The organism is Stenotrophomonas sp. YJH_SMC_53 (assembly GCF_059369995.1).
In genome coordinates this window covers 47,149-63,196 of record NZ_JCAFTF010000003.1, presented here as the reverse complement: position 1 = coordinate 63,196, position 16,048 = coordinate 47,149, and the positions used below count along the sequence as shown (strand labels likewise).

19 protein-coding genes are annotated in these 16,048 nt (G+C 67.1%); 14 read left to right on the top strand and 5 right to left on the bottom strand.

The window, feature by feature from the left end:
- The first annotated feature begins 2 nt into the window (after nucleotides 1-2).
- The 7 genes from AC5P7X_RS05485 to AC5P7X_RS05455 all read left to right on the top strand — a co-directional run bounded on the left by AC5P7X_RS05485 (nucleotide 3) and on the right by AC5P7X_RS05455 (nucleotide 6,511).
- On the top strand, nucleotides 3-902 hold the full coding sequence (locus tag AC5P7X_RS05485; protein ID WP_053499732.1) for a peptidylprolyl isomerase: 900 nt from the start codon (nucleotides 3-5) through the stop codon (nucleotides 900-902).
- 23 nt (nucleotides 903-925) lie between these two features.
- Complete coding sequence (locus AC5P7X_RS05480) at nucleotides 926-2,257, top strand: MFS transporter (protein WP_005416836.1); 1,332 nt, start codon at nucleotides 926-928, stop codon at nucleotides 2,255-2,257.
- A gap of 143 nt (nucleotides 2,258-2,400) precedes the next feature.
- The gene (locus AC5P7X_RS05475; protein ID WP_206620779.1) at nucleotides 2,401-3,615 is read left to right on the top strand and encodes an oxygen-independent coproporphyrinogen III oxidase; all 1,215 of its coding nucleotides are present in this window, start codon (nucleotides 2,401-2,403) and stop codon (nucleotides 3,613-3,615) included.
- A gap of 11 nt (nucleotides 3,616-3,626) precedes the next feature.
- The gene (locus AC5P7X_RS05470) at nucleotides 3,627-4,403 is read left to right on the top strand and encodes a helix-turn-helix domain-containing protein (protein ID WP_005416832.1); all 777 of its coding nucleotides are present in this window, start codon (nucleotides 3,627-3,629) and stop codon (nucleotides 4,401-4,403) included.
- Nucleotides 4,404-4,422: 19 nt separating this feature from the next.
- The gene (gene modA / locus AC5P7X_RS05465) at nucleotides 4,423-5,166 is read left to right on the top strand and encodes a molybdate ABC transporter substrate-binding protein (protein ID WP_495214569.1); all 744 of its coding nucleotides are present in this window, start codon (nucleotides 4,423-4,425) and stop codon (nucleotides 5,164-5,166) included.
- A 3-nt stretch (nucleotides 5,167-5,169) separates the two neighbouring features.
- Entirely contained in the window at nucleotides 5,170-5,853 is a 684-nt protein-coding gene (modB, locus tag AC5P7X_RS05460; RefSeq protein WP_206620781.1) for a molybdate ABC transporter permease subunit, read from the top strand.
- Nucleotides 5,843-6,511 (top strand): sulfate/molybdate ABC transporter ATP-binding protein, encoded by a 669-nt coding sequence (locus AC5P7X_RS05455; protein WP_495214568.1) that lies wholly within the window; start codon nucleotides 5,843-5,845, stop codon nucleotides 6,509-6,511. The genes modB and AC5P7X_RS05455 overlap by 11 nt, the downstream gene beginning before the upstream one ends.
- 93 nt (nucleotides 6,512-6,604) lie before the next feature.
- Here AC5P7X_RS05455 and AC5P7X_RS05450 read toward each other — a convergent pair whose 3' ends face one another.
- The 5 genes from AC5P7X_RS05450 to AC5P7X_RS05430 all read right to left on the bottom strand — a co-directional run bounded on the left by AC5P7X_RS05450 (nucleotide 6,605) and on the right by AC5P7X_RS05430 (nucleotide 10,884).
- Complete coding sequence (locus AC5P7X_RS05450; protein WP_495214567.1) at nucleotides 6,605-8,134, bottom strand: diflavin oxidoreductase; 1,530 nt, start codon at nucleotides 8,132-8,134, stop codon at nucleotides 6,605-6,607.
- On the bottom strand, nucleotides 8,131-8,559 hold the full coding sequence (locus AC5P7X_RS05445; protein WP_134972627.1) for a PAS domain-containing protein: 429 nt from the start codon (nucleotides 8,557-8,559) through the stop codon (nucleotides 8,131-8,133). Before AC5P7X_RS05445 ends, AC5P7X_RS05450 begins: the two co-directional genes overlap by 4 nt.
- Before the next feature lie 136 nt (nucleotides 8,560-8,695).
- The gene (locus tag AC5P7X_RS05440; RefSeq protein WP_495214565.1) at nucleotides 8,696-9,250 is read right to left on the bottom strand and encodes a ubiquitin family protein; all 555 of its coding nucleotides are present in this window, start codon (nucleotides 9,248-9,250) and stop codon (nucleotides 8,696-8,698) included.
- 591 nt (nucleotides 9,251-9,841) lie between these two features.
- Nucleotides 9,842-10,156: an AzlD family protein gene (locus AC5P7X_RS05435; protein ID WP_053501167.1), complete on the bottom strand. Its 315-nt coding sequence runs from the start codon at nucleotides 10,154-10,156 to the stop codon at nucleotides 9,842-9,844.
- Nucleotides 10,153-10,884: an AzlC family ABC transporter permease gene (locus AC5P7X_RS05430; protein WP_014037422.1), complete on the bottom strand. Its 732-nt coding sequence runs from the start codon at nucleotides 10,882-10,884 to the stop codon at nucleotides 10,153-10,155. The genes AC5P7X_RS05435 and AC5P7X_RS05430 overlap by 4 nt, the downstream gene beginning before the upstream one ends.
- A 127-nt stretch (nucleotides 10,885-11,011) precedes the next feature.
- Here AC5P7X_RS05430 and AC5P7X_RS05425 point away from each other — a divergent pair, with 127 nt between their 5' ends.
- The 7 genes from AC5P7X_RS05425 (at nucleotide 11,012) to gspG (ending at nucleotide 16,039) form a co-directional block, all read left to right on the top strand.
- Nucleotides 11,012-11,476, top strand: a complete 465-nt coding sequence (locus AC5P7X_RS05425) for an Lrp/AsnC family transcriptional regulator (protein WP_005413654.1) — start codon at nucleotides 11,012-11,014, stop codon at nucleotides 11,474-11,476.
- Nucleotides 11,477-11,955: 479 nt separating this feature from the next.
- Nucleotides 11,956-12,636 carry a TonB C-terminal domain-containing protein gene (locus AC5P7X_RS05420; RefSeq protein WP_053501284.1) on the top strand — a complete coding sequence of 227 codons (681 nt, stop codon included), beginning with the start codon at nucleotides 11,956-11,958 and terminating at the stop codon, nucleotides 12,634-12,636.
- A gap of 16 nt (nucleotides 12,637-12,652) precedes the next feature.
- The gene (locus AC5P7X_RS05415) at nucleotides 12,653-13,183 is read left to right on the top strand and encodes an RNA polymerase sigma factor (protein WP_329842107.1); all 531 of its coding nucleotides are present in this window, start codon (nucleotides 12,653-12,655) and stop codon (nucleotides 13,181-13,183) included.
- 68 nt (nucleotides 13,184-13,251) lie between these two features.
- On the top strand, nucleotides 13,252-14,232 hold the full coding sequence (locus AC5P7X_RS05410) for a FecR family protein (protein ID WP_070489805.1): 981 nt from the start codon (nucleotides 13,252-13,254) through the stop codon (nucleotides 14,230-14,232).
- A 58-nt stretch (nucleotides 14,233-14,290) separates the two neighbouring features.
- Nucleotides 14,291-14,842 (top strand): hypothetical protein, encoded by a 552-nt coding sequence (locus AC5P7X_RS05405; RefSeq protein ID WP_053499848.1) that lies wholly within the window; start codon nucleotides 14,291-14,293, stop codon nucleotides 14,840-14,842.
- 144 nt (nucleotides 14,843-14,986) lie between these two features.
- Complete coding sequence (locus AC5P7X_RS05400; protein WP_229766051.1) at nucleotides 14,987-15,544, top strand: hypothetical protein; 558 nt, start codon at nucleotides 14,987-14,989, stop codon at nucleotides 15,542-15,544.
- Nucleotides 15,545-15,601: 57 nt separating this feature from the next.
- The gene (gene gspG, locus AC5P7X_RS05395) at nucleotides 15,602-16,039 is read left to right on the top strand and encodes a type II secretion system major pseudopilin GspG (protein ID WP_206620787.1); all 438 of its coding nucleotides are present in this window, start codon (nucleotides 15,602-15,604) and stop codon (nucleotides 16,037-16,039) included.
- Nucleotides 16,040-16,048: the final 9 nt, after the last annotated feature.

Below are 16,048 nucleotides of genomic sequence, written 5' to 3'. Positions count from 1 at the left end.
CCATGGGCAGCCTGCCGAAATTCCTGCCGATTACCGTGATCGACTCCGCCGCACCGGTTCCCGCCGAGGCGCATTCGCACCACCATGACGCGGCGGCGCAGGGGCCGCGTTCGCTCGGGCAGCCGGCACCGTGCCGGCTGTTCGTGGACGAGACCGCGATCAGCGAGGCCGACATCGCCCGCGAGATGCAGCACCACCGGGCGATGCGCCCGCAACAGTCACGTGCCGAAGCGGCACGTGCACTGGTGGTTCGCGAACTGCTGCGCCTGGAAGCGCAGCGGCTGGGCCTGCAGGCGCCGGAGGGTAACCGGGTAAGTGACGAGGAAGTGCTGATCCAGCAGCTGCTGGAAGACGCGATCGAAGACCGCGTGCCGACCGATGAAGACTGCCGGCGCTACTTCGAGCAGAACCCGGAGCGCTTCCGCTCCCCCGACCGTGTGCGCCTGCGCCATATCCTGCTGGCCGCACCGGCCGACGACGTGGCCGGGCGCTTCGCTGCACGCACCGAGGGCGAGCGGCTGGTCGGACTGCTGAAGGAGTCGCCGCACCTGTTCGCCGATTTCGCCTTGCGTCATTCACGCTGCCCATCCAGCAGCGAAGGCGGTGACCTGGGTTGGCTGCAGCGTGGGCAGACCACGCCGGAGTTCGACCGACAGGTGTTCCGCCTGCGCGAAGGCCTGGCCGGTTTCCCGGTGGAATCGCGCTGGGGCTACCACGTGGTCTGCGTCGATGCCCGCGAGGAAGGCCAGCCGCAGCCGTTCGAGGCCGTGCTGCCGCAGCTGCGTGACTACCTGGAGCTGCAGGTGCGGCAGCGCGAGGTGCAGGCCTACCTGCTGCAGTTGCAGGAACGCTACCCGGTGCGCGGGCTGGATGAGATCGAAGCCGAAGCGGATATCGGCTGAACCCCTTTGAACGAGGAAAATTCATGAACCAGGCCCTTGCCCCCGCCAGTGCCGGGCAGCAGCAACGTGCGCTGTGGCTGAGCACGTTCGCCTTCACCGTGTGCTTTGCGGTGTGGATGATCTTCTCGATCATTGGTATCCAGATCAGTCAACAGCTCGGCTTGAATGACACCCAGTTCGGCCTGTTGATCGCCACGCCGGTGCTGACCGGCTCGGTCAGCCGCGTCTTCCTCGGCATCTGGTCCGACCAGTTCGGTGGCCGCAAGGTGATGGTGCTGGTGATGCTGTGTGGTGCAGTCGCTACCTGGATGCTGACCTACGCACAGACCTACAGCCAGTTCCTGGTTGCCGCGCTGTGCGTGGGTATCGCCGGCGGCAACTTCTCGGTGGGCGTGGCCTACGTCTCGAAGTGGTTCCCGGCCAGCAAGCAGGGCACTGCGCTGGGCATCTTCGGTGCCGGCAACATCGGTTCGGCGGTGACCAAGCTGCTGGCGCCGCTGGTGATGGTGGCGGCCGGCTGGACCATGGTTGCCAAGGTCTGGGCCGTCGCGCTGGCGGTCACTGCGGTGCTGTTCTTCCTCTTCAGCAAGGAAGACCCGTCTCTGGAACAGCGCCGCCGCGAAGGCGTGAAGCCGGTGCCGTTCGCCGAGCAGATGGCACCACTGAAGAACCTGCAGGTATGGCGGTTCTCGCTGTACTACTTCTTCGTCTTCGGCGGCTTCGTGGCGCTGGCGTTGTGGCTGCCGCACTACCTGGTTGGCGCCTATGGCATGGACGTGGGCCACGCCGGCATGCTGGCGGCGTGCTATTCGATCCCGGCCAGCCTGTTCCGTGTGGTCGGTGGCTGGATGTCGGACCGGATGGGCGCGCGCCGGGTGATGTACTGGACCTTTGGCGTGTCGGCCATCTGCACCTTCCTGCTGGCCTACCCGGATACCGAGTATGTGGTGAAGGGTATCCACGGCCCGCTCCATTTCCATCTTGCCATCGGCGTGGTGATGTTCACCGTGCTGGTGTTCGTGCTGGGCTTCTTCATGTCGCTGGGCAAGGCCGCGGTCTACAAGCACATTCCGGTGTATTACCCCAGGCATGTGGGCGCGGTGGGCGGCGTGGTCGGCATGATCGGCGGCCTCGGTGGCTTCGTCCTGCCGATCGTGTTTGGCGCGTTGAACGATGCGGTGGGCATCTGGAGCAGCTGCTTCATGCTGCTGTTCGTGCTGGTGGCGGCTGCACTGGCGTGGATGCATTTCGCGATCCGCCGCATGGAACGTCGCCACTTCCCGCAGATCGACCGCGAAACCGACCTGCCCGAAGCCATCGACGCGGCCGCCGCCGAGCGGGTGCGCGGCGGGTGAAGGGGTGATGCCGGCCAGCGGCCGGCACGACCGAGTGGTGGGTGAAAGGGTAGTACCGGCCGCTGGCCGGCAGGAACCATCAGATGCGCCACGCTTGATTTCAATCAGGGCCACGCGAAGAGGAACGCCCGAAGATGTCTGCCATGAGCTTCCACGTTGACGAGAGCGAGGACACTGCGCTGCAGGCGGCATTGCTGCGGCAGCCACGGCACGTGCTGTTTCCGCCGGCTGACCAGTTCAGTACCGGCTTTGGCGAAAGCGGGTGGCGCGCCGCCGTGCGCGCCAGCAACGAGCACCTGATCCCGCGTGGTTTGACGCTCGGCTTCCAGGCGGGTCGTGGCGGGCGCGACGTGCCACCGCAGGCGTATCTGGACACCCTGCTGCTGGCGCTGCGCCTGCAGGCCGGCGCGCTGGCTGAAGATCGCGAGGTGGTGGCAATGGTGCTGCAGTTGGGGCTGGCCGAGACGCTGCTGCCACCACAGCTGGGCCAGCTGCTGGATGCCGTGCCGCAGTACTTGCGCACCGTGGCGCGGCCACAGGTGGAGGTGCGGCTGGACGCGGGCAGCGCGCTGGCGCCGGCACAACTGCGTGCGGTGGGCTGCACCCGCCTGAACGTGATTGATCGCGCCGATGCACCCGGGCCGACGCTGCTGGCGCATGCGCGACAGGTGGGCTTTACCGCGCGATACTACCAGTTGCGGGTGCCCGGCAGCGCGGATACCGGCTTCATCGAACGACTGCATGAGGTGCTGGCCGAAGCGCCCGAGCGCATCCTGCTGCCGGCGCCTTGCGCGCTGCCAGAGCATCCCTCGGCGGAACGATGGCTGCAGAGTTGGCGCCTGCTGCGCGCAGCCGGCTACGAACCGATCGGTGGTGACCACTACCAGCGCGGCGACCTGCCGATCCCGCATGGCCCGGGCGATGGCCAGCGTCATTGTGACCTGGCCGGCGTGCCACGCCGCGACCGCAGCGATTTCATCGGGCTTGGCCTGTCCGCCTGCAGCCAGATCGGCGAGGTGTTCTACCGCCTGGAGGATGAACTGGGCGAATGGCGTGCGCGGCTGCAGGCCGGGCATATGGGCGTGTCTGCCGGATTGATCCTGTCCGAAGACGAGCGACTGGCGGCCGAGGTGGCGCAGAGTATCGCCTGCGATCACGCGCTCGATGCGGCTGCCTTCGAATGGCGCAACGATGAACCGTTTGAAGAATGCTTCGCCGGGCAGCTGCCAGCATTGGCACCGTTGCTGGCGCGCGGCTGGGCGCACTGGGATGCGCGCGTGCTGCGGCTGGCCGAAGAAGGGCGCCTGCTGTGGCGTATGATGGCCGCATGCTTCCGGCCGGCGGCCGCCATCGCTTGAGTCTTGCCCAGATGTCTTCGAATCCGCCTTCGCACGGCCGCCTTGGACAGGCCACCCCGAACCCCGCCGCCGCCGATGACGGCGACGCGCTGCACTTCTGCAGCACCTGCGCGTTTTCCGACGCCTGCATGTCGCAGGGCTACGACAAGACCGCACTGGGCGATCTGCACGTGCTGGTCGACCACGTCGGTCCGTTCCATGCGGGTGACTACATCTTCCGCGCTGGCGAGTCGTTTGATTCGATTGCTGCGGTGCGCGCCGGCATGGTCAAGACCTTCGTCGACGACAGCCAGGGCAACGAGCAGGTGCTGGGCTTCAGCCTGCCGGGCGAAGTGATCGGCCTGAATGCGATCCATGGTTCGCGCTTCCCCTGCAATGCGGTGGCGCTGGATACGGTGCATCTGTGCCGCATCTCGTTCCCGAAGCTGAGCTCGCTGGCCACGCGCATGCCCGGGCTGCAGGCCAAGCTGTTCAGCCTGCTCAGTGCGGAGATCGGCAAGGTCGCCACGCTGGCCGCCAACCACCGTACCGAAGAGCGCATGGCCGCATTCCTGCTGGACATGTCCGAGCGCTACGCGCGGCGCGGTTTTTCTGCCACGCGCTTCAACCTGACGATGGCGCGTACCGAGATCGCCAACTACCTGCGGATGGCGCCGGAAACCGCCAGCCGCGTGCTGCGCCGCCTGAGCGATGATGGGATCATCGCGGTGAAGCAGCGTGAGATCCTGCTGCTGCAGCCCGAGCGCCTGGCCGCGCTGGCGGTGGCCGACGAATCCGATCCGAACTGAACCTGGCCGGGAGCTGACGATGAAGCGAGCTGGACTGTTGTTGCTGGGCCTGCTGGCCACGGTGCCGGCCTGGGCGGCCACGCTGACCGTTTCGGCGGCATCGAGCCTGACCGAGAGCTTCCGCGAACTGGGCAATGCCTATGAGAAGGCACACCCGGGCACCACGGTCGATTTCAACTTCGCCGCGTCCGGCGTGTTGCTGCAACAGATCAGCCGCGGTGCGCCGGTGGATGTGTTCGCCTCGGCCGACGAAACCACGATGGACCAGGCCCAGCAGCAGGATCTGCTGGCGGCCGGCACCCGCGAGGTGTTCGCAGTGAACGCGCTGTGGGTGGTGGTGCCGCCGCAGGCCAAGGCGGCGCCGCGTACCTTGAAGGACCTGGCCGGTGCCGGTGTGCAGCGCATCGCACTGGGCAACCCGGACAGCGTGCCGGTCGGCCGCTATGCCAAGGGCGCGCTGGAAGTGGCGGGCCTGTGGTCGTCGGTGCAGGGCAGGATCATCACCACGCAGAACGTGCGTCAGTCGCTGGATTACGTGGCGCGCGGTGAAGTGGATGCCGGCTTCGTCTATGCCACCGATGCGCAGGCGATGCCCGGCCGGGTGCGCCGTGCGTTCGCGGTGCCGGTGTCCGGGCGCATTGCGTATCCGCTGGCGGTGACCAGGGCCAGTACGCAGCCGGCAGAGGCACGGCGCTTCGCTGCCTTCGTGCGTTCGGCACAGGGCCAGGCGATTCTGGCCAAGCACGGGTTCGGCACCCCCTGAGGCATGGATCTGGACTGGACCGCGCTGGGGTTGTCGCTGAAGGTGGCCGGCTGGGCCACCGCGATCAATCTGGTGCTGGGCGTGGCGCTGGGCGCGTTGCTGGCCCGCCGTCGCTTCCCCGGGCGCGAGCTGCTGGATTCGCTGCTGACCCTGCCGATGGTGCTGCCACCGACGGTGCTGGGGTACTACCTGCTGGTGTTGATCGGTCGCAATGGTCCGATCGGTGCGTGGCTGCAGTCGTGGTTCGGCGTCAACCTGGTGTTCACCTGGCAGGCGGCCGTGATTGCTGCGGCGGTGGCCTCGCTGCCGCTGGTGTTCAAGCCGGCACGCGCGGCGTTCGAGGAAGTGGACGGGCAGCTGGAGCAGGCCGCACGCACGCTGGGTGTGTCCGAAGTGGCGGTGTTTTTCCGCATCACGCTGCCACTGGCGTGGCGCGGCATCCTCGCCGGCCTGCTGCTGGCGTTTGCGCGCGCAATGGGCGAGTTCGGCGCGACGCTGATGGTGGCCGGCAGCATTCCGGGCCGGACGCAGACGTTGTCGATCGCCATCTACGAGGCGGTACAGGCCGGCCAGGACGGCAAGGCCAATGCGCTGGTGATCCTGACCTCGGTGGTCTGCATCGTGATCCTGTTGCTGGCCGCGCGGCTGGTGGGCGGGCGTCGCCGGGAGCTGCGCGATGTGGCTTGACCTGCAGGTGCAGCGTCGCCTGCAGGCGGCCGACCAGGAGTTCGTGTTGGACGTATCGATGCAGTGCACGCAGCGGCAGGTGGTGTTGTTCGGGCCTTCGGGCGCGGGCAAGAGCCTGACCTTGAAGGCGGTGGCCGGGCTGCTGCGGCCGGGCCAGGGTCATGTGCGCGTGCAGGGGCAGACCCTGTTCGATGCGGCCACCGGCGTGGATCTGCCGCCGCAGCGCCGCCGGCTGGGCTATGTGTTCCAGGATTACGCGTTGTTCCCGCATCTGAGCGTGCGCCAGAACGTGGCGTTCGGGCTGGAGAAGGGGTGGTTGAATCCACCGAACCGCCAGCGCTTCGGTGCGGTGGAGCAGTGGTTGCACGCCTTCCGCATCGACACCGTGGGTGATCTGCTGCCCTCGCAGATTTCCGGCGGGCAGCGCCAGCGCACCGCACTGGCGCGGGCGCTGGTGACGCAACCGCAGGCGCTGCTGCTGGATGAACCGTTCTCCGCACTGGATCATGACCTTCGGCAGCATCTGCGCCAGGAGTTGGAGGCGGTGCTGGACAAGACCGGGATCCCGTTGTTGTTGATCAGCCACGACCCGCAGGACGTAGCCATGTTTGGTCAGCAAGTGGCGCGCGTGGTGGACGGCCGTATCGTCGGCGATTGACCTGCATCTGTAGAGCCGAGCCCATGCTCGGCTGCTCTGCGCGACACCGCCAACAGCAGCCGAGCGTGGGCTCGGCTCTACAGGATCTACGGATCAATACAACTCACAGTGCGTGCGGCCTTCGCCCCGCAACGCGTCCCAGTGCCCTTCGCCACCGATGGCATCGATGGCTTCGCGCACCGCGCCTTCCAGGTGGCTCTTGTTGCCGCACAGGTACAGGTGCCCACCGCGGGCCAGGACATCGCGCACTTCGGCGGCACGCTGCTGCAGCACATGCTGCACATAGACCTTTTCGGCGCCATCGCGCGAGAACGCGGTATGCAGGCCGGCCAGCACGCCTCGCGTGTGCCAGTCCTGCAGCTGGTCGCGGTACAGGTAGTCGTGCTGGCGGTGCTTCTCGCCGAACACCAGGTGCACTTCACGCTCGCAGGCGTTGGCCTGCAATTCCTGCATCAGGCCCATCAACGGTGCGATGCCGGTGCCGGTGCCGACCAGCAGCAGCGGTGCCTGGCCGGTATCGGGCAGGTGGAAGCCGGGGTTCGAACGGCAGTACACCCGGGCGTGGTCGCCGCCGTGCAGCAGGCTGCCGGTGGCGGTGCCGAAGCGCTCGCGGTCGCGCAGGGTGTAGCGCACTTCGCGCACGCACAGGCTCAGCTGGTCGTCGCAAGGGTGAGAGGCGATGGAATAAGCGCGAGGCAGCCGCGGTGACAGCAGCCCGCGCAGCCGGGCCAGAGGAACGCTGTCCGGGGTGGCGTGGTCCTGCAGCACGTCCAGCAGGTCCAGGCCGTGCAGGTAGGTGTCCAGCTCGCGCTTCTGGCTGACCTTCAACAGGCCCTTCAGTACCTCGCTACCGCCGAGCCTGGCCAGTTCGCGCAGTACGCCCTTGCTCAGCAGGCGCAGCTCGCGGTCATGCAGGGCGGCCACGGCGGCGGTGTCGCCATACCAGGCAGCCAATGCCTGCAGCAGGGCGGGATCGTTCTCGGGTACCACGTGCAGGGTGTCACCTGCGCGGTAGGCCATGCCACTGCCGGCAATGTCCAGCTGCAGGTGCCAGGCAGCGGGGTCGCTGCTGTTCAAGCGGCGACGTTCGAGAATGGGGGCGGCAAACGCATTGTCTTCGCCATAGGCGGTGACCTGCAGGCGCAGGTCCTGGCCAGCGTTGAGGTCGCCCTCCAGCACCTGGCCGAGCACCGGCCGCCATTGCTGGAAGAACTGCTCGTAGCCCAGGTCGGCGTCCACCCGATGCAGCAGCGGCTGCGCCTGGCGCTCGCTCAGTGCAGCATCCAGCGCCTTGGTGAAGCCGCAGAAGCTCGGGTAGCCGGTGTCACCGAGGCCGAACACTGCATAGCGCAGCCCAGCCAGCGTCGGGGTCTGGCGCAGTGTTTCGAAGAACTGTTCGCCATTGGCCGGCGGTTCGCCATCGCCGAACGAGCTGGAGATCGCCAGCAGCACGTCGCCGTGACCGAGACTGGCCACGTCGATGTCGTTGAAAGGGAGCACCTGCGGCGCGTGCGGCTGCAGGTCCGCGCCCAGGCGCTGGGCCAGGGCGCGGGCATTGCCCGACTCGGACGCGAAACCCACCAGCAGGCGGCTGAAGGGCGTACTGGTCGGGAGGGCGTTCACGCGGCCTCGTAGAAGTCGTCGAACTTTTCCTTGCTGAACTCGACCAGGTCGTAGTTCTGCATCAGGTCGTTCACCACGCGGCGGATGCTGATGTAGGAGGTGATGTTACCGTCGCCATCGAACAGCGGTTGCACGGTGGTGTCGACCACGTAGAGCACGCCGCCTTTGCCGAGGTTGGGCACGATGCCGGTCCAGGTCTTGCCGGCCTTGATGGTGTCCCACATGTCCTTGTAGACCGCCTTGGGCACATCCGGATGGCGCACGATGCTGTGCGGCTGGCCGATCAGTTCCTCGCGGGCGAAGCCGGTGAGGGTGCAGAACAGGTCGTTGGCGTAGGTGATGTTGCCCTGCAGGTCGGTGGTGGAGATCACCATGACGTTCTGCATGGCGTTCAGCAGCTGGGCGTTGTCGGGGGTGTAGCTCATCGCAGGGTCCTTGTGGATGCCGGTAGCGCCGGCGTGTTCGGGTCCTGCATAGAGATACGCCCGCACGGCAGCGGGCGGTTTGACATTGGTCAAGCGGGTGGCGCGAAGGGCTGCGACCGGGTGTCGCAGGGAGCGTTCACTGCTGCAGGGGAAAGCCGATCGTCTCGTGGCAATGCTGCACGAGGTGGCGACCTCCCTCATTGATGTGCAAGGTGTCTGCGTCACCGAAGAACCGCAGCAGTGCTGCGCCGGTCGTACTGCCCGTGTGCGCGGAGCGTCTGGCTGCAGATGGCAGGAACGGATCAGCTCGCGGATCGTGTCCGCCCGGGAGGTTCGCGCGCGCAAGGGTGCCTTCGATCAGTAACTGCGCACATGCGCCAGCCAGATAGGCGACTGGTTCCCGTTGCCGGCCGCGCCGAGGCTGCCCTGACAATGCGGTGGCGATATGCTGGAACTCATGAGCGGTGGTGGCGATCACGCGCCTGCGCAGCGAATCAGCGTCCGGGCCGGAGGGAAACCAGAAGCTGACCACCTGGCCCGGCCGCTCTGGTCCTGGCAGTTGTCGCCAGATGCCGCCTCCGTCACTTACGATCGTGAGCTGATAATGCACAGGCGTCCGTTCCTGCCCATTGGCCTCGAGCGGCAGTCCAGCGGATCGTGCAGCGGACTCGCAGAGCTGTGATGCTTGCATGGCCGAAAGCGCTCCATCTGCCCAGAGAAGTCGAGTTGCGACGGATGACCACCCGCACTCGATGGACCGATTGGGATACTCCGAGCTTTCCGGGCCGGGTAGCACCGACACTGTGCTGATCTTCAGATGTGAGGATGGGCCTCGCAGCAGGGTGGCATACCCTCCATCGGGACTGACCAGGTCCCGGGGAGGCAGTTGGATGGATTGGCACGCACTTGTGGCCAGAAGGATTGCCGCCAGCCCAGCATAGAGCCCGAGGGCGGAGCCCGGTTGGGTACGCTTGGGCTGACGGCGCTGCATCAGGGGGTCAGCCCGCCAGCAGAGATGAGGGCGATACCGATTGCTACCACGATAGTCCGTAGATTGCCCATTGGTACTCTCCACGTTGGACGTCGATTGACCGATCAGCTCAACCTGCTGATTCGGTAGTCGATCCGTACCGGCTCTGGCTCGATCAGGCAATCGGAATTGTTTCAAACACCTGCAGTAGTTGGCTCCGGGTCACATTCGATGCACCAGAGACATGCGCAGGTCGCGCCAATGGCGACACTTGCGCCTCCAGTCACACCCTGTGGGGAAGTCGCGGGCGCGTCAGCCCATCAGATAGCGCAGAAGTCCGGCCGAGGTGACGCCGATCAGCACCGTCGGCAGCATCGACAGCCGCGTGGCGGCCAGCAGGGTGATCGCCAGTGCGGCCAGGTCGGCCGGCTTGTCGGCGACGAAGTCCGGGGCGATCACCGAGATCAGCACGCAGCCCGGCGCGGCTTCCATCACCGTCACGGCGCGTTTGCTCAACGTGCGGTTGCGCAGCGCGAGGAAGCCGACGATGCGGGTCAGGTAGGTGGCGGCAGCCATCAGCACGATGGTCAGCACCGAGGTCCAGTGGATCAGGCCGTTGAAGGTCATGCGGCGTCCTCCGCCAGCAGCCAGGCGGCGGCCAGGCCGGCCAATGCGCCGCTGGCCACGTACCACGCACCTGGCACCAGCAGGTAGGTGGCGGCGGCGACGACCAGGCTGACCAGCCACGGTCTAGCCGCCTTCATGCCCTGCCACATGCCGCGCAGCAGTACCAGGAACACGGCGGGGAAAGCCATGTCGAAGCCATAGGCGTGGATGTCGCCCAACATCGGCCCGACGATCGCACCGAGTGCGGTGCAGGCCACCCAGACGGTGTACAGGCCTGCCGATACGCCCAGGTAGTAGGCCAGGCTGAAGCCAAGTGCGCGTCGGCGCGCATCAGCCACGCCCATCGCCCAGCTTTCGTCGCACATGAAGAACAGCGCTGGCAGCACCCGGCGGCGTGGCAGGTGTTGCAGCAGCGGGGCCAGGCTGGCGCCCATCAGCAGGTGGCGGCTGTTGACCAGCGCGGTGATCGCCACGATCAGTGCGATGTGCGGTGGCGAGGTCCACAGTTCGACGGCGGCGAACTCCGAACCGCCAGCGAAGTTGAGGCCGGTCATCAGCGGTACTTCCAGTGCGCTCAGGCCCTTCTGGGCCGCCTGCGCGCCGAGTACCAGGGCGAACGGAATGAAGCCGATCATCACCGGTACGGCGGCGCGCAGGCCGCGCAGGAATTCGGCACGCGGCGCGGTATCGCAGGTGTCTGGCAGGGGGAGGGTGGTACGGGCGTCCATGGAACGGCACGACGAGGTGGGGGTGGCCCATGCTAGCGGTCCGATCACGAAATCGGGTTGCGTTGATGCCACTGGATTCTGGATGATTGATATTCCATGCGGCCAGAGTCGATCAGGACGAAATTTCATGCAGTACCAGCTCGACAACCTTGATCGCCGCATCCTCGACGCCCTGCAGCGCGACGGCCGCCTGCAGAACCTGGAGCTGGCCCGTCTGGTCGGGCTGTCGCCGTCGGCCTGCCTGCGCCGGGTGCGGCTGCTGGAGGAGGGCGGTTACATCGACCGCTACGTGGCGCTGTTGAACGAGGCCAAGGTGGGCCGCGGCTTCACCGTATTCGTGCGGGTGTGGCTACGCGGGCAGGACGAGGACACCACCAATCACTTCATCAACAGCATCAAGTCTTTCCCGGAAGTGCTGGAATGCCATCTGATGGCCGGTGACTGCGATTTTCTGCTGCGGGTGGCGGTGGCCGACCTCGACGCCTACCGGCAGTTCCAGATGCAGCACCTGAACCGGATCGCCGGAGTGCAGAACACCAAGACCGAGATTCCGATGCAGCGGATCAAGCAGACGACCCAGCTGCCGCTTTGAGGGATGGGGTTTGCGGCCGGGTTGTACCCGGCACCCGCCGGTAGTGCCGGCCGCTGGGTGGCAACCTCAGAAGCAACGGCCGAAGCAACAGCGTGCATTCCGTGGGATGGCGGGGTGGGTCCGGTTGCAGGGGACGCCGTAAACCCTTCCATGGTGGCTTGGCCGCGGCATCCATGCCGCGGACACCCCTGCAACCAGACCCACCCCGCCTTCGACAGTTTCCCGCGATCTGTCGGGGTCGGATCCCGTTGCTGCGCAACGGGCTCTGACCCCAGGGGCAGATGATCATGTCTGTTCGATTCATTGATTCCTGATGCGTGACTGGCCCCACGGAGCCTGCCTCGGCGTCAGCCGTGGCGGCGGTCATCGCAATGACATGTGCCCTCGGTACGGTTTGAGCCCGCTTGCGGGTCGCGCGCGGGCCGGGGTTCCGGTTGTGGTGCGCGACCGTTGCAGCTGCTGTCGCTGCCGAGGGTCATGTGTTCTACGTCAGGGGGCTGAATGGACACCATGCGGTCAGAACTTGGAAGGTGGCCATCGCCGCATGGCTGCTGCTGTCCTTTGCCGCTGCCGCACAGGACGCGGTTCATGCCTACGACATCCCTGCGCAGCCGCTGGAACAGGCGGTCGAGCGCTTCAGTGTCATCAGTGGGTGGTCGGTGATGTATCCCGGCGACCTTGCTTCGGGCCGCAGCAGCCATGCGCTGCGCGGGAGCCTGGCGCCGCTTGCGGCGCTGGAGTCGCTGCTGCAGGACACCGGGATCGAGGCAGAGGTGATCGGCGAGCAGCGTGTGGTGCTGCGCCGGGGCAAACCCTCGGCCGCGGAACCCGGTGTTGGCGCGGGGCTTCCCGAGGCCGAACGTCGGCGTCGCTACGGCGGGTTGCAGCAGCGGCTGCGTGCGGCGTTCTGTGACGACCCGGAGATTGCGCCCGGCCGCTATGCCGCAACGCTGCGCTTCCGCATCGACGGCGCGGGCCAGGTAAGCGAGCCGGAGCTGCTGTCCGGCAGTGGCAGTGATCGCCGCGACGCACGCCTGCTGCAGGCGCTGCAAGGCCTGGTGCTGGCGACCGAGGCCGCCGCGCTGCCACAGCCGGTGACGCTGCAGATCCGTCCTTCCGGCACCGACCACGACTGCGGCCGGCGCGCGCCCCTTCCATGACTTCAAGGATTCGAACATGAGCAACGGTACGGCTGGGGCGGTTGATCTGATGGACCACCTCCTGGGTGCCTACGACGAGCTGAAACGCCGGTTGGTGCGCAAGCTCGGATCGGAAGAGCTGGCCGGCGACGCGCTGCAGGACACGTGGATGCGCCTGAGTGCGCGCCGTGACCGCCTGGACGCGGTGCACAACCCTGCGGCCTACCTGCTGCGGATGGCGATGAACACCGTGATCGACCGCCAACGGGCAGACCACCGCCTGCTGAGCCTGGAGGAGGTGGATACGCTGATGGACATGGCCGACCCGGGGCCGGGGCCGGCGCAGGCGGCCGAGCTGGACTTCGCGCTGGAAGACATGGTCGGCCTGCTGCAGCGCATGCCCGAGCGCCGTCGTCGCATCCTGCTGGCAATCCGCGTCGATGGCCTGCAGCAGCGCGACGTGGCCGACCACCTCGGTGTGTCGCTGCGGTTGGTGCAGCGGGAGCTGAAGGCAGCCCAGGACTACCTGGCCGAACGCAGCGGGCAGGGGCGCCAGGTGCGGTTCTGAGCGACGGCATCCGTCTACACTTTGACGCCGAGCAGAACCCCGCAGCGTGCGGGTCCGGCATGAGACCCATGGATTCTGACGACCGCCCGCAACGCCCGCTGGATGCCGTTGAGCATCAGGCCCATGCGTGGGTGGTGCGGCTGACCTCGGGCGAGGCGACCGCTGCCGATGGGCGCCGGTTCCGTGCATGGTGCGAGTCCGACCCGCGTCATCGTGAAGCGTTTGGCCGTGCGCGCCGGCAGTGGGAGCAGGTGCGGCTGGCCGGCGAGCGACTGCCCGCCGCCGCGCGCCAACCGGTCGCGCCGACACCGGCCCAGCGCTGGAGCCGGCGCGCCTTCCTGGGCGCTGCGGTGGCAGCGCCAGCCAGTCTGGTGGTGGCGGCGGCGCTCCGCCCGCCGCTGGGATTGTGGCCCTCGGTGACGGCGATGGCGGCCGATTTCCACACCGGCACAGGTGAACGACTACAGATCGCGCCCTTGCCGCAGCTCAAGATCGAACTGGATACGCAGAGCAGCCTGCGCCGCCGCGCGCACGCGCAGGGCGAAGGCTTCGAGCTGGTGCAGGGCCAGGCCGCGATCGAAACCGGCGCTGGCCTGCGCCTGGCGCTGTTCGCGGGCCCGGGTTGCGTGATTACCGATGAAGGTGCGGTGCGCCTGGACGTGCGCAACACCCACGGCCAGGTACGGGTGACCTGCCTGCAGGGTAGCGCCCGTATCGAGCACCCGCAGGGCCGCCTGCAGCTGCAGGCCGGCCAGCAGACCCGGTTCGACGAGCGCCTCAGTGGCGTCGTGGCCGAGGCCGTAGCTTCGGAAGTGAGTGCCTGGACCGAAGGCATGCTTGTGTTCCGCCGCGCACCGCTGGGCGAGGTGGTGGACGAGATCAACCGTTACCGGCGGGGCAAGGTACTGCTGGGTGAATCGGCATTGGCGCGCGCGCCGGTCAGTGGCCGCTTCCGCATCGATGATCCGGACGCGGCACTGGAGCAGCTGCGCCTGACGATGTCGCTGGATCTGCGTCGCTTTCCGGGTGGCATCGCCGTCCTTGGATAGATGAAGGCGCTGGCCGTGCGCGCCGCGCAGGTCTGTTGCAAGCGAGGAGAAGCCAAGGATGCGCAACGAGACCATCGGTGTGCTCGATCTGCGTCGCAATCTGTCTGCATTGCTGGAAACCACCCAGCGAAGGCCCTTGATGGTGCATCGCTATGGTTCGCCCTGGGTGTGCGTGGTGTCCGACGCGCAGTGGCAGCAGCAGGCGGTGCTGCTGGACTTCAATCCGCAGTCACACCCATTGGCGATGCTGCTGCGGCTGCAGCAGCAGGAGATGCCCTTGGTCGAATCCGGGGCGCTGCCGCCTGCGGCGCTCGCACGCGCACTGCTGTTGGCGGACATCCATGGCATCGACGATCTCACGCAGCTGCATGAGCAGGTGCTGCATCATCGGCTCTGGCACTGGTTCGTGGCGGGCGCCCATGGGGTGATGGACGGGTGGCAGCTGCCCGCACTGCGCGTCGCGCTGGCGTCATGGTGCGATGACGTGGACATGACCGAGGCACTGGTCGCATTCGCTGCCCGCAGCGACGTGGCGGTACTGGCCCGCCGTTGTGGGGGTGACGCACCGCGGCTGCAGCGCGAAGCCTGCAGGCGGATGACGCTGCGATGACGTTGCCGATGAAGCGCCACCCCGTGCACAGAGTTGCATTCGCGGTGTCGCTTCACCTGCCTTGCTGACGTCTTCTCCAGAGTACGACGCACCACGCGTCGCGGAGCACGGGCGGCGCAGATGGAAGACAGTCGCAGGATCAGCATGCTGGAGCTGGATCGCCACCTGAGCCAGTCACTGGAACAGGCACGGCACACGCCACTGAACGTGCAGCGCTACGGGCGCTCGTGGGTCTGGGTGCTGTCCAGTGACGCCTGGGCGGATGCGGCACGCTGGGCGGCACTGGACAGCAGTGCGCATCCACTGGCGGCACTTCGAAAGGCCCTCGACCTGCGGCTGTGGCCCTGGCCCGACGCGGCCATGAGCGCGCTGCCGCTTGGCGCAGCCGATGCGCGGCTGCTGCAACGTGCGGCGCTGCTGGTGGTCGTGCGTGATCTCAACAGTGCACAGCGTGTGTACGACGACCTGCGCTACCACCAGGCCTACCGGATGTTCATTGGCCTCGACCACGGCACCGCGTGGTCGCCGACGCAGTGCGTGCGCCTGTTGCAGGCGTGCGTGCATCCGTTGCTGCGCGAGTGCATCGACGAAACACTGGCCAGCGTGCCGCCTCACCTGTTCGAGGCGGCACGCGCGCCGGCTGCACGAGCGGCCGCACAGGCAACCGCGCCGCGAATCGCAGGCGGATGTTTATCGTACTGACACATGCACCGCTGACCATGGTGCAGCGGTCTCTTCCAGGATGACGAGGGCGGAACAATGGCAAGGCAGGCAGGTGGTCGCAGGGCTCGGCAGCAGGGCTTCAGCCTGATCGAGATCATGGTGGTGGTGGTGATCATCGGCATCCTTGCCGCGCTGATCGTGCCGCGGTTGATGGACCGTCCGGACCAGGCGCGTGTGGTGGCGGCGCGCCAGGACATCGCGGCGCTGATGCAGGCGCTGAAGTTGTTCAAGCTGGACAATGGGCGCTATCCCAGTGCCGAACAGGGCCTGCAGGCGCTGGTGAAGCCGCCGCAGGGCAGCGGTGCGTTGCCGGTGACGCCGTATCTGGATCGCCTGCCGAATGATCCGTGGGGCCATCCGTACCAGTACCAGGTTCCAGGCACTCATGGCGACATCGATGTGTACTCGCTGGGTGCGGACAGCAAGCCCGGTGGCGACGCCGGGAACGCAGACATCGGCTCCTGGCAGCTGTGAGGCGTGCTG

Excerpts from the sequence above, each read along its gene's own strand:
- AC5P7X_RS05485 (WP_053499732.1), top strand. The coding sequence starts at position 3 with ATGGGCAGCCTGCCGAAATTCCTGCCGATTACCGTGATCGACTCCGCC.
- AC5P7X_RS05480 (WP_005416836.1), top strand. The coding sequence starts at position 926 with ATGAACCAGGCCCTTGCCCCCGCCAGTGCCGGGCAGCAGCAACGTGCG.
- AC5P7X_RS05475 (WP_206620779.1), top strand. The coding sequence starts at position 2,401 with ATGAGCTTCCACGTTGACGAGAGCGAGGACACTGCGCTGCAGGCGGCA.
- AC5P7X_RS05470 (WP_005416832.1), top strand. The coding sequence starts at position 3,627 with ATGTCTTCGAATCCGCCTTCGCACGGCCGCCTTGGACAGGCCACCCCG.
- modA (WP_495214569.1), top strand. The coding sequence starts at position 4,423 with ATGAAGCGAGCTGGACTGTTGTTGCTGGGCCTGCTGGCCACGGTGCCG.
- modB (WP_206620781.1), top strand. The coding sequence starts at position 5,170 with ATGGATCTGGACTGGACCGCGCTGGGGTTGTCGCTGAAGGTGGCCGGC.
- AC5P7X_RS05455 (WP_495214568.1), top strand. The coding sequence starts at position 5,843 with ATGTGGCTTGACCTGCAGGTGCAGCGTCGCCTGCAGGCGGCCGACCAG.
- AC5P7X_RS05445 (WP_134972627.1), bottom strand. The coding sequence starts at position 8,559 with ATGAGCTACACCCCCGACAACGCCCAGCTGCTGAACGCCATGCAGAAC.
- AC5P7X_RS05440 (WP_495214565.1), bottom strand. The coding sequence starts at position 9,250 with ATGCAAGCATCACAGCTCTGCGAGTCCGCTGCACGATCCGCTGGACTG.
- AC5P7X_RS05435 (WP_053501167.1), bottom strand. The coding sequence starts at position 10,156 with ATGACCTTCAACGGCCTGATCCACTGGACCTCGGTGCTGACCATCGTG.
- AC5P7X_RS05430 (WP_014037422.1), bottom strand. The coding sequence starts at position 10,884 with ATGGACGCCCGTACCACCCTCCCCCTGCCAGACACCTGCGATACCGCG.
- AC5P7X_RS05425 (WP_005413654.1), top strand. The coding sequence starts at position 11,012 with ATGCAGTACCAGCTCGACAACCTTGATCGCCGCATCCTCGACGCCCTG.
- AC5P7X_RS05415 (WP_329842107.1), top strand. The coding sequence starts at position 12,653 with ATGAGCAACGGTACGGCTGGGGCGGTTGATCTGATGGACCACCTCCTG.
- AC5P7X_RS05410 (WP_070489805.1), top strand. The coding sequence starts at position 13,252 with ATGGATTCTGACGACCGCCCGCAACGCCCGCTGGATGCCGTTGAGCAT.
- AC5P7X_RS05405 (WP_053499848.1), top strand. The coding sequence starts at position 14,291 with ATGCGCAACGAGACCATCGGTGTGCTCGATCTGCGTCGCAATCTGTCT.
- AC5P7X_RS05400 (WP_229766051.1), top strand. The coding sequence starts at position 14,987 with ATGCTGGAGCTGGATCGCCACCTGAGCCAGTCACTGGAACAGGCACGG.
- gspG (WP_206620787.1), top strand. The coding sequence starts at position 15,602 with ATGGCAAGGCAGGCAGGTGGTCGCAGGGCTCGGCAGCAGGGCTTCAGC.